The organism is Oceanobacillus sp. E9 (genome assembly GCF_001741975.1).
In the GTDB taxonomy this organism is placed as follows: domain Bacteria; phylum Bacillota; class Bacilli; order Bacillales; family Amphibacillaceae; genus Oceanobacillus; species Oceanobacillus kimchii.
Window position 1 is genome coordinate 425,804 of sequence record NZ_LSNA01000001.1, and the last position, 11,774, is coordinate 437,577.

An 11,774-nucleotide genomic window follows, 5' to 3' on the forward strand; every position below is an offset into this window, starting at 1 on the left:
TGTTAGATTCTTTCTCATCCTAGCTCGCTCGCCACCAACAAGCTATACACCGTATCTATATGCGGAGTATTTAAGCCATGCTCCTGACTTTTCCGATATAAAAATCCTTGAATATAATCAATTTCCATCGGGTTACCATTTAACACATCGTAATACATGCTCGTACCCATATTCGGCGGATAGCCATCATAAATATCCATAATGTCTTTTATGGTAGAATTCTCAAAATGGATCCCTTCCGCATTAGCAATCTTAATCCCTTCTTCAATCAATGATTCACACAGGTTTCTGACCTTTTCATTGGTTAAAATACGTGCGGTATTTCGACTCAATGCAGTGACGGAATTAATCCCGAGATTGACGATTAGCTTAAACCACATATCGTTAAGATAATTAGGGCTAATTTGAATAACAAGATCACTTTCCCCAATAAATTGATGTAACGCGATTGTGTCTTTATTTTCCGGTAAAATTAATTTCCGGTCACGAAAATGCGTTATCGTTTGATCTTTTTTTTGCCCGCTAATATACACTACTGCTTGATAGGTATGCGGCATATTTATTCGTTCGAGTTGCCCATAGCCATTTTGACAAATAATCGTTACTGTATTTTCATGTGAAAGCTTTTCTACAATTGGAAGCACGTTCGATAGCTGTGTTCCTTTTACTGCGATAAAAATATAATCAAGAGTTGTTTGAAAGCTGGACAGTTCTTCTACGGACAATGTTCCTTCAGACAACTGCCCTTCTCGTTCGATACGTACTTCACCAGCATTTCTTCCTAATAAATGTACACGTTGGCCATTTTCCAACAAAATTTCTGCGATTACGGAACCAACTGCCCCTGGTCCAATAACTCCAAAATTTTTCATAGCTATGCTCCTTTTTATCTACGAAACGCATTGTTAATCTATACAGATAATTCTATAATAAGTACAAGAATAAAAATAGTAGGTGACGAAAAATGAAAGCCTTGAAAGATTTCATGCGAATGAAGCATGATGGAGAAAAAATTTCCATGTTGACCGCCTATGATTATCCGAGCGCAAAGCAAGCGGAAGCTGCTGAAATAGATATGATTCTCGTCGGTGATTCGTTAGGGATGACAGTACTTGGTTATGAAAGCACTGTCGATGTAACTCTCGAGGATATGAAGCACCATGCGCGTGCAGTACGTCGTGGCGCGAAGGACACTTATGTTGTCGTCGATATGCCTTTTGGAACAATCGGTATTGATGAAAGCGCCGATACGGCATTTGCGATCGAATTATACCGAGATACCAATGCAAACGCTATAAAGATCGAAGGTGCGCATGCCGCTCCTGTTATTAAAAAATGCCATGCTATCGGTATTCCTGTCGTTGCTCATCTTGGACTGACACCGCAGAGTTTCGGTATCACAGGCTACCAACTACAAGCAACCTCCAAGGAAGCCGCTAAACAGCTAATTGAAGATGCTAAACTTGTTGAAAAAAGTGGTGCGATGATGCTTGTCTTGGAAGCAATACCGAGCGACCTCGCCCAAGTAATAACCGAGACACTAACGATTCCAGTAATTGGGATTGGTGCTGGTGTAGGAACGGATGGACAAGTACTTGTGTATCATGACGTGCTTAATTATGGTGTGGAGCATAAACCAAAGTTTGTAAAGCGCTATGGTGACTTTTCTACCGGAGTAGAAGCATTAAAAAATTATCATGACGAAGTGAAGCGACAAGCGTTTCCTGCTGAAGAATACACATATAAGAAACAAATTATGAACGAGGTAGACGAATGACAATAAGAATTACGACCATAAAAGAAATGCAAAACCTTAGTCAAACATGGAAGACAAATAATAAACAGATTGGGTTTGTACCAACCATGGGGGCATTGCATGACGGACATTTACAAATGATTAAGCAATCGATCGCGGACAATGATTATACTGTAGTCAGCATCTTTGTAAACCCACTGCAATTTGGGCCTAATGAAGATTTCGATGCTTATCCAAGAACCATGGAAGATGACCAAGCACAGTTAGATGCTTTAGGTGCCGATTATGCCTTCTACCCAAGCGTGGAAGAGATGTATCCAAAGCCTCTCGAACTTTCGATAAACGTCCATCGAATGGCGAAAGTACTAGAAGGAGCCAAGCGTCCGGGTCATTTTGACGGTGTGGTAACCGTCGTCAATAAGTTATTTAATATTATTCGTCCTGATATCGCCTATTTCGGAAAAAAGGACGCACAGCAACTGGCAATTGTCGAAAAGATGGTCGAAGAATTTAATCAACCGATTACTATTAAAGGCATGGATACCATACGTGAATCAGATGGCTTAGCAAAAAGCTCTCGCAACATCTACTTAACAGAGAATGAGCGACAAGAAGCTGTTCATTTATATCAAAGTCTATTAAAAGCTAAAGAATTATATGATGCGGGTGAACGAAATAGCGATATCATTATCGATGAAATTCACACCCATTTAACCAAACATACATCAGGGACTATTGAAGAGATCGCGGTCTATAGCTATCCCGAGCTCGTGAAACAAACTCAGATTACTGGTAGGATTTTTATATCGTTAGCGATGAAATTTTCCAAAGCAAGATTGATTGATAATATTATTGTGGAGGAAAAGTAGAGAGAGCATTGCAGTTTCTATCCGGCTGGTAAATTGTATAGTGGCATAACTAGATATTGGGCATAAGACAGATGATAGTTATATACGGAGACTCCTTGAAAATCAAAAATCGATTTTCTGCGTGCGATGTAATGCTGTCGAGGTCTTCCTTATCCTGTGGGATTGAGGCATAGGTGAGACCTCGGAATGCGAAGCATCCGAAGGCTCACCAGCCGCCGTTGGATAAGCAGAGTATAATTCTGAAGCGGGTTCTCATCATCAATTCATTCGGATTTATCATTTGAGTAAATACTTTTGTCCAACCTTTTTTTTTTCATTCATACCTTAAATATATGAAATCAATGTTCCACCAATAGCCCCTGTTAGAACTATCACCCACGGTGGAAGTTTCCAATATACAAGCATACTGAATAATATCGCAGCAAAAGCAAAGTCAATAGGAGATAGAACTGCACTTGTCCATATTGGCTGATAGAAAGCTGCAATCAATATACCTACTACGGCAGCATTTACTCCCATTAACGCTCCTTTTATCTTGTGGTTGTTTCTCAAACTATTCCAAAACGGTAAGGTACCTAATATTAATAAAAATGCCGGTAAGAATATAGCTATGGTAGCAACCAAACCACCGATCCATCCATTCATAACTGCTCCTAGATAAGCAGCAAATGTAAATAATGGTCCAGGTACAGCCTGTGCAGCACCGTATCCCGCTAAGAAAGCTTCTTCACTTACCCAACCTGTAGGTACAAACTCTCTTTCCAACAGTGGAAGAACAACATGTCCACCACCAAAAACAAGCGAACCTGAGCGATAAAAGCTATCAAACATAGCAACCCAATGGGAGGTCGTTATTTCCCTTAGGATTGGGAAAAGTAATAACAAACCAAAAAACAATGACAAGCAAATAAAACCAAACTTTTTCGTTAATATTTTTACGTGTGTATGTGATGCTTGTACATCATTGCTATAATTTTTGTATATAACATAACCAATCATTGCTGCAATCAAAATTACAACGACTTGTGAGTAGACTGTTTGCCATAAAAGCGTAACGACCAGGGCAACTAAGGCAATCGTTTTTCGTTGTAAATCAGGTGTTAATTTAGTTGCCATTCCAATTATTGCATGCGCTACAATAGCAACCGCAACTAATTTTAACCCATGTATCCAGCCCATTTCTCCCACATTAAAGCTTTGCATCAATAAAGCAAAGATAACGAGTGCAACAACAGATGGTATCGTGAATCCGATAAAAGAGACTATTCCACCCAGGGTACCTGCGCGCATCACACCTATTCCGATTCCCACCTGACTACTAGCTGGACCTGGTAAAAACTGTGCTAACGCAACAAGGTCCGCGTAACTTTTTTCATCCATCCATTTTCTTCTTCTTACATACTCATCGTGAAAATAACCGAGGTGCGCAATTGGCCCTCCAAAAGAAGTTAGTCCTAATCGAGTTGAAATAAATAGTATTTCCAATAACGCTTTTAATGAAGATTTTTCATTTTGTTTATAACTCATATACCATATACTCCTTTGTGAAGTTAGTCTTTGATTTCTTTAAAGAGTTCATATGCTTTTTCTCTTGCCTCTTGTAAAATTACTACTCCCTTGTCTGTTGCTGTGTAATATTTTCTAATCTTTCCTTCGACGTTCCGATCCTCTTTTAAAAGTAGTCCGTCTTTTTCCATCGAATGTAGAATTGGATAAAGCGTTCCCGCACTTATACTATATCCATGCTCTCTTAATTCTTCTAACATCCATAACCCAAAAACCGGGTGTTCATTCGCATGGTGCAGAATATGAATGTGTATAAACCCTAGAAACAGCTTTCGTAATACTCTATCCTCCAAAATTATACCTCCAATAGTGTCAGTTTCGATATCGGAATTCGTTATCGAAACTCAATAATGATCGTAACATATATACTTTTCACAAAAAAGCTAGTTTACAAAAACTTAACAAAAGAGGTTGTATACATAAGTTATAAGCGTAAAAATGAATAGGAATTAGTTTAAATTATAATATATATAAATCCAAATTGTAATGAGAGCTTATCTGCTTTTTCTATCCTATCTTATGGCCGTGATGCTAAGCTACTTTTCAAGGGCATTGTAGATAATGCACTTGAGTACTACCATTCCGTGTGTGGAGGGGGAATAAAATTCACTACAGAATGAAGTTTGACTTTGTGTTACTATTTTAATAGGTAAAATGTTATGTGTAGATAAGGGGGAATACGATGATCTTTTTCAGGCATTTGTTTGTAAAAGTCATCCGATTAAATAATTGGTTTCTTTTACTTTCGACATTCACGTTGGTTCTGGCAAGTAGTTACTTTATCTATTTTTTAGAACCTGATACATTTGCAGATCCTTTTGAGGGGCTTTGGTGGACAATGACAACAGTGACAACCGTAGGATATGGTGATGTGTCGCCAACCACTGGTCCCGGTAAAATATTCGCAATGTTTTTATATATTATTGGAATTGGAATCATGACTATTTTTATTGGTAAAGCAATTGATTTTCTAAGTGTTCGGAAACGATTAAAGGAGGCAGGCAAATTGAATATCACAACAGAAGATCATATTATCTTAATAAATTGGACAAAAAAGGCTAGTATTACGCTAGACGAATTACTAAAAACCTTTGAAGATATATCTATCGTCATCATTGATGAAGCAGTTAGCAAAATACCGATTTTACATGAACAAGTAGAGTTCGTTCATGGGAACCCAGCAAATACCGATGTATTGTTCCAAGCAAACTTACTAAAAAGTAAATCGGTAATGGTTTTTGCTTCAGAAGATAGTGTCGCAACATCCCAAGCAGATGGTCAAACGCTGTTAATTGCCACGACATTAGAAAGTATCGGAAAAGAATACGAAAAAAATATTTATACAATATGCGAAGTTTTAGAATCAAGACATATTAAAGCATTTCAACATGTCTCTGTTGAGGAATTTATCACTGCAAATGATACAGCAGCCCATTTAGCAGCACGTTCCATTTTATACAATGGCTCAAGTGAAATTATTAGACAACTAACCAGCAATACAGCGTATGACTTGTTCTCCATCAGTAAAAAAGACACCTGGCAGACCTATGATGATGCTCGTTCCGATTTAGCAGCTCAAGGTGCCATGCTGATATCAAATGGAAATGATTTATCGATTATTAAACAATTATCCGCGCCTATCCCAAATGATGCCAAGTTGTTTATTATCTGTGATGAAAGTGCTTATGAAAAAATTATTTCTTAATATAATGAGAAGTGGTTTCTACATATTTGAAGCGATTATTTGTTAACGGGGACCGGAGTTGGATTTGCGAGGCTTGTGTAGGCTGGGGTGCTCTATTTACCACTTTTTTCCGGTTTCCTAAGCTTCGTTTTGGTTTTTGAGCCGCTCTATTAACTATTTTGCCTTTTTAGTAAGAGCTCTGTGTTAATAGATCACGTCAATAAACACTTTTTCTAATAGGTTCTTTCGAATAACTGTACTAGTATAAAAAATAAGCAGCCCCCTTCCTATGTATTGAACTTCAAAATGTTTTCTAAATTTCAGAATTTATATTGACAATAATTGTGAAATGTTTCACAATATAGATGGAAGATATTTCATATTCTAAACGATAAGGGTGTGATGTAGATGAAAACAAGTCAACAAGCAGTGAATCGTGTGGTACTCATTGGCGGTGGATCGGTTGGTATTAGTTATGCATTTGCATTGATGAATCAAGGTGTGACAGAAGAGTTAGCAATTATTGATTTAGATGCGGATAAAGCATTAGGTGATGTAATGGATTTAAATCATGGTAAAGCCTTTGCTCCTTCATTGACTAATGTATGGTTAGGAGAATACGAAGATTGTAAAGATGCAGATATCGTGTGTATTTGTGCTGGGGCTAATCAAAAGCCCGGGGAAACTCGCTTAGACCTTGTAGAAAAAAACATGATAATCTTTAAAGAAATTGTGGCTGACGTGATGAATAGTGGATTCAATGGCATCTTTTTAATCGCTACAAATCCTGTCGATGTCTTGACGCAAGCAGTCATAACATTCAGTGGTCTACCGCCTCATCGTGTAATTGGAAGCGGGACTACACTCGACACAGCGAGGCTACGCTATGAATTAGGAGAATACTTCCATCTATCACCGAAAAATATTCATGCCTACATCATTGGTGAGCACGGAGACACGGAACTCCCGTTATGGAGCACGGCGACTATTGGAACGGTACCACTACTTACGTATCTAAATCGAAGTGAAACCTATAAAAAGGAAGACTTAGATGATATCTTCATTAATGTTCGAGATGCTGCATATCGCATCATTCAGAAAAAAGGAGCAACCTTCTATGGCATTGCGATGAGTCTCGTCCGTGTAACAGAAGCAATATTAAAAGATGAACATAGCATTTTAACTACCAGCACCTTCCTTCAAGGTGAATATAGTGTAGACAATGTATGTATCGGTGTTCCAACGATTATTAATCGGAATGGCGTTTGTGAAGTAATTGAAGTTCCAATGAATGAAGAAGAACAGAGAAAATTTACGCATAGCGTTCAGACACTTAAAGGCATTTACGAGCCAGCAATTCAAGCGATACATGTATGAAATATAAATAGTAATGTGTTAGTTGGATGGACCTTTTTTGAAATAGATGTTTAATTTTCCGTTATACACGGGAAAATAACTTATACGTACAAATTCAAGAAAGGATGTAATTAATATGCCACAAAATCCAATAACGAAATATACAAATGAAGATTTCCCAAAACAATTTCAAGAACAGCCAGGTATTCAAAGAGAAATGACACCTATTCCTGATTGCGGGGAAAAAACTTATAAAGGATCGGGACAACTAAAGGGGAGAAAAGCATTAATTACAGGCGGTGACTCTGGTATTGGAAGAGCTGCCGCTATCGCCTATGCTCGCGAGGGTGCAGATGTCGCGATTAACTATTTACCTGTAGAGGAACCAGATGCGCAAGAATTGAAAAAATTGATTGAAGACGCAGGACAAAAAGCGGTATTATTACCAGGAGACTTACGTGATGAAGATTTCACTCGTTCTTTAATACACAGCGCCATTAAAGAATTAGACGGCTTGGACACGTTAGTGATGGTTGCTGGAGAACAGCAAGCTGTGGAAGACATCACGAATCTTTCAACAGAACAATTAGTATCCACATTCCAAACGAATGTATTTTCCATGTATTGGATGGTTCAAGAAGCGATTCCGCATCTGCCGGCAGGAAGCTCGATTATCACCACTTCCTCTGTGGAAGGCTATGATCCATCACCAATGCTAATGGATTACGCGCCAACGAAAAGTGCCATTATTGGATTCACCAAAGGCTTAGCCAAACAATTAAGTTCCAAAGGAATCCGTGTTAATTCCGTCGCACCTGGTCCTTATTGGTCTGCTCTGCAAATATCCGGTGGTCAACCGCAAGAGAATATTCCGAAGTTCGGTAAAGAAACACCGGCAGCTCCATTAGGACGTGCAGGACAACCAGCAGAACTTGGCGGTCTCTATGTGTACATTGCTTCTGAGCATGCAAGCTATGCTACTGGACACGTATTTAGTGCTACTGGCGGAATGCGTGCGAACTAAATATTTGATGACTAATATCGCCATCAAATTGATGAGGTACATCACTTTTTACAGTGGTGTACTTTATTATGATATTTTAGATTATCATGTAAAATTGTTATTTATAATGCTAACGGATAACAAGTTACCAATTTTAATAACATTTCAGAGAAGAAATCGTTTTTGTTATACAGGTTTTCTGTTTCCCTCATTTATTTGTATCTGGTTGAAATAGGTCAAAGGCATTACCATATAAATCTTCGAAACCTACGTCCTTTCCACCAGGAACTGGTTGTGGTTCCCCATGAAATATCACACCCCGTGCTTTCATTTCACGATAATCCTTCTCTATATCATCACTTAAAAACATAATGAATACTTGGTTTGCGGATTGTTTACCAACCAACTCTTCTTGCTCTGGTGTCTCGGCTTTAACTAATTCTAGCCTCGTTTCATTTGCAGAATCCGGTGAAACGGTCAGATACTTCCATCTTGGCGATAATTCTATTTCATCTCGAACAATGAATCCTAACTTTTTAGTATAAAAGTGCTTTGCTTCTTCAATGTTGTTCACTAAGATAGAAACTTGGGCTGCTTGGGTAATCATGAATCAATTCTCCTTTATCGATTATGATAGACTATATTTTACTACAAAAAAGATGAATTAATTTCTTTCAGATTGCTACTATCTGGTCTGTGGTATCCTTTTTCACCACATTTTCTATTATAATGGTAATAAAAGTTGATAGAATAGTTTATATTCTCACTATTGACCTTGGAGTTTGCTCCAATGTTATGTTAATAAAGGGGGCCTGCTACTGTGCAAATCAAAAACTTTGCTGCGAAATATCAAATTCAAGCTGATACAATCCGTTATTACGAAAAAGAAAACATCTTAACACCAAAAAGACGAGAAAATGGTTATAGAGTTTATGATGAAGAATGCGAGAAACAACTTCAATTTATTATTGTATTAAAGCAATTAGGTTTTACCATAAAAGAGATTCAACAATTACTTCTGTTAAGAAACCAACCTATATCAACAGAATGTAATGTTTCCACCGTATCGTTATTAGATCAAAAGATAATAAATCTTGAGGAGAAAATTCAGTTTTATCAAAAAGCATTACAAGTAGTGAATAAAATTAAAGGTCTAATTGCCGAAGATAAATACATAAAAAATAAAGAAGTCATCGAGGAATTGATGTTAGGGTTTTTCGAAGACACTAAACCAAGGAGGATAAGATGACGAATAAACAGATTGTTCATATTGAATATGGAATTGCCTTTGTGTTTTCATTTTATATTTATACCATGCTCGATTTTCCAACTTGGATGTTTTTAGTATTTTTACTCGTTCCTGACATAACTATGATTGGTTATGTGGTGAACAATAAAGTAGGTGCGACCATTTATAACATTGGACACAGCTTTATACTTCCGTTAGTACTCATTTTTTGTTCTACCTTCTTCGCATTAGATTTATTACTTTTACTATCAATTATCTGGATTTCTCATATCTTTATGGATCGATGTTTTGGCTACGGGTTGAAATACCCCGATGAATTTAAGCGGACACATATTCAAGAGATTTAAGATTTCTGCACAAAAAAAGATAGATGAGCAATTTTTCTGCTTCATCTATCTTTTACTTTATCCAACCACTTCTGATTCCAAATAAGCAGCTATTACCTTTGTCCCATTAGCCAAGTCCTTTATTTCAGTAAATTCATCTGGGTGATGGCTTATTCCTTTATGAGAAGGAATAAAAATTAATCCGCTCGGCCATTTCATTGCCATATTCATCACATCATGACCGGCACCGCTATCCATCGAGATTGTTTTATAGCCTAATGACTTACTAACTGCAAATAGCTTACCTTGCATTTCTTTATCTAACTCAACAGATGCATCATTTACAAGCATTGTAATCATTACTTTGACGTTCCTATCTTTCTCTACGCTTTCACAAAACGTATAAATAGAAGCATATAGTTCTTGTTTCAAGTTATTGTCCGTACTACGAATATCAATTCCTAACTCTACTTCTCCAGGAATCATATTCATCGCATTTGGCTTCACAGTTGCCACACTGGCTGTTGCTACAATACTTGCTCCTACTCGTTCATTCATTTTCAAAGCTTCTTGCTCAACAAAATTGATAAGTGGAGCAATCGCAACTAGTGCATCCTGCCGATTATTCATCGGTGTCGTCCCTGTGTGATTTGCCATTCCCTCGCAACGAACTGACAGACGAATTGGACGGGCAATACCATGGACAATACCGATATCGAATCCCTGTTCTTCGAGTATTTTTCCTTGTTCAATATGTAATTCTAAGAACTGTTCTAGGTCTGATTCCGCCCGCTCTGCTTGTTGCACCTTCTCCCAGTTCAAGCCTACTTGTTCCATTGCCTGCTTAATGGTCGTGCCGTCCTGATCAGAAATTGTTTTAATCGCTTCCTTGTTTAACTCTCCTGAAACTGCTTTACTGCCAAGGGTAGAAACACTAAAGCGCGCCGATTCCTCGGACGCAAAACATATAACTGCAATATTCTTTTTCGGAGTAATTTGCTTATCTTTTAATGTCTTCACCGCTGCCAATGCACACAGCACACCAGCGACTCCATCATAGCCTCCACCGCTATATACTGTATCTAAATGGGAACCGAGTCCGATCGTTGGAGCATTCTCTTCTACTTTCCACACCGCCCACTGATTCCCAGCTTCGTCTTCGAAAGTATGCAGTCCGAGTTCATTCGCAATGTTTATAAACTGCGTGTGTGCTTGCTTTTCTTCATCGGAATAGCCTAATCGCGTGAATCCTTCAGATTGATTCATTGATGATGTTACATTTAATGCACATAACTTTTCTTCTAGCCAGTTTATCAACGTAACCTCTCCTCTATGATGTTCATGTATTTAATTGAATATATTGTTCTATTATATAGGGAAACAGAAAAGTATCAATTATTTAACAAATGAGATTAAATACTTGTAAAAAAGACAATAATGATTCCTTAGGTCCTTTCACCCAAGAAATGATTTATTTGTAATATATTTGAATGAAACTAGTTCCATTATCCCCTACAAACTATTGTAGGTATTTGGTACGATATATAGCAAAGCTTTATAATTTCATGCACTGCTAGCAGATATCCATGATTCGCCTGACTAAATTTACTAGATAATGAATCATGCAAAATATTCTTGTAATGGAAAAAATAAAAGAGGTGTTATGGCAATGAGTAGAGAAATCAAGATTCAGCAAGCACCTACAGAGAAAAGCATCCTAGAGCTAAAAACAATGATTGAAGAATTACATAAAGACATAGGTGAAACCATTAACGGAAATAAACAGATAAAAATGGTAGATGCTTATAACGAAATCAAGGAAGAATATGAATCTATTTTGTCTGACTATATTACGCTTTTTCAAAATAATGTGAATGCAACAGAACAAGCGGTTAAAGACATGATAGAGTTAGACCACAAACTAAGCGAACATATTCGCATTGATTAATGGGTAGGTGAATGGAT

General features: G+C 37.5%; 13 protein-coding genes. 8 read left to right on the plus strand and 5 right to left on the minus strand.

The features are described from left to right. Positions 1–14: 14 nt before the first annotated feature. Positions 15–872, minus strand: coding sequence for an oxidoreductase (locus AQ616_RS01915; RefSeq protein WP_017798516.1), 858 nt, complete (start codon positions 870–872; stop codon positions 15–17). 92 nt (positions 873–964) lie between these two features. Here AQ616_RS01915 and panB point away from each other — a divergent pair, with 92 nt between their 5' ends. Continuing rightward, complete coding sequence (panB, locus tag AQ616_RS01920) at positions 965–1,777, plus strand: 3-methyl-2-oxobutanoate hydroxymethyltransferase (RefSeq protein ID WP_017798517.1); 813 nt, start codon at positions 965–967, stop codon at positions 1,775–1,777. After that, positions 1,774–2,625, plus strand: coding sequence for a pantoate--beta-alanine ligase (gene panC / locus AQ616_RS01925; RefSeq protein WP_017798518.1), 852 nt, complete (start codon positions 1,774–1,776; stop codon positions 2,623–2,625). Before panB ends, panC begins: the two co-directional genes overlap by 4 nt. 324 nt (positions 2,626–2,949) lie before the next feature. On the opposite strand, the gene AQ616_RS01930 is transcribed toward panC, so the two are convergent. Both AQ616_RS01930 and AQ616_RS01935 read right to left on the minus strand, forming a co-directional pair. After that, positions 2,950–4,152: a chromate transporter gene (locus AQ616_RS01930; protein WP_069684893.1), complete on the minus strand. Its 1,203-nt coding sequence runs from the start codon at positions 4,150–4,152 to the stop codon at positions 2,950–2,952. Between the two features lie 23 nt (positions 4,153–4,175). Further along, complete coding sequence (locus tag AQ616_RS01935) at positions 4,176–4,484, minus strand: PadR family transcriptional regulator (protein WP_017798520.1); 309 nt, start codon at positions 4,482–4,484, stop codon at positions 4,176–4,178. Positions 4,485–4,873: 389 nt separating this feature from the next. On the opposite strand from AQ616_RS01935, the gene AQ616_RS01940 reads away from it, so the two are divergent. The 3 genes from AQ616_RS01940 to AQ616_RS01950 all read left to right on the plus strand — a co-directional run bounded on the left by AQ616_RS01940 (position 4,874) and on the right by AQ616_RS01950 (position 8,255). Beyond that, positions 4,874–5,896: an ion channel gene (locus AQ616_RS01940; RefSeq protein ID WP_069684894.1), complete on the plus strand. Its 1,023-nt coding sequence runs from the start codon at positions 4,874–4,876 to the stop codon at positions 5,894–5,896. A 387-nt stretch (positions 5,897–6,283) separates the two neighbouring features. Continuing rightward, entirely contained in the window at positions 6,284–7,252 is a 969-nt protein-coding gene (locus AQ616_RS01945; RefSeq protein ID WP_069684895.1) for an L-lactate dehydrogenase, read from the plus strand. 115 nt (positions 7,253–7,367) lie between these two features. Further along, entirely contained in the window at positions 7,368–8,255 is an 888-nt protein-coding gene (locus AQ616_RS01950; protein WP_069684896.1) for an SDR family oxidoreductase, read from the plus strand. Positions 8,256–8,442: 187 nt separating this feature from the next. Here AQ616_RS01950 and AQ616_RS01955 read toward each other — a convergent pair whose 3' ends face one another. After that, on the minus strand, positions 8,443–8,841 hold the full coding sequence (locus tag AQ616_RS01955; RefSeq protein WP_069684897.1) for a VOC family protein: 399 nt from the start codon (positions 8,839–8,841) through the stop codon (positions 8,443–8,445). Between the two features lie 213 nt (positions 8,842–9,054). Between AQ616_RS01955 and AQ616_RS01960 the strand changes: the two genes are divergently transcribed. Further along, the gene (locus AQ616_RS01960) at positions 9,055–9,483 is read left to right on the plus strand and encodes a MerR family transcriptional regulator (RefSeq protein ID WP_069684898.1); all 429 of its coding nucleotides are present in this window, start codon (positions 9,055–9,057) and stop codon (positions 9,481–9,483) included. Further along, positions 9,480–9,830, plus strand: coding sequence for a DUF4260 domain-containing protein (locus AQ616_RS01965; protein ID WP_069684899.1), 351 nt, complete (start codon positions 9,480–9,482; stop codon positions 9,828–9,830). The genes AQ616_RS01960 and AQ616_RS01965 overlap by 4 nt, the downstream gene beginning before the upstream one ends. A gap of 57 nt (positions 9,831–9,887) precedes the next feature. Here AQ616_RS01965 and AQ616_RS01970 read toward each other — a convergent pair whose 3' ends face one another. Beyond that, positions 9,888–11,126: a M20 family metallo-hydrolase gene (locus tag AQ616_RS01970; protein ID WP_069684900.1), complete on the minus strand. Its 1,239-nt coding sequence runs from the start codon at positions 11,124–11,126 to the stop codon at positions 9,888–9,890. A gap of 352 nt (positions 11,127–11,478) precedes the next feature. On the opposite strand from AQ616_RS01970, the gene AQ616_RS01975 reads away from it, so the two are divergent. Further along, positions 11,479–11,757, plus strand: coding sequence for a YwqI/YxiC family protein (locus AQ616_RS01975; protein WP_077596875.1), 279 nt, complete (start codon positions 11,479–11,481; stop codon positions 11,755–11,757). Positions 11,758–11,774 lie beyond the last annotated feature (17 nt).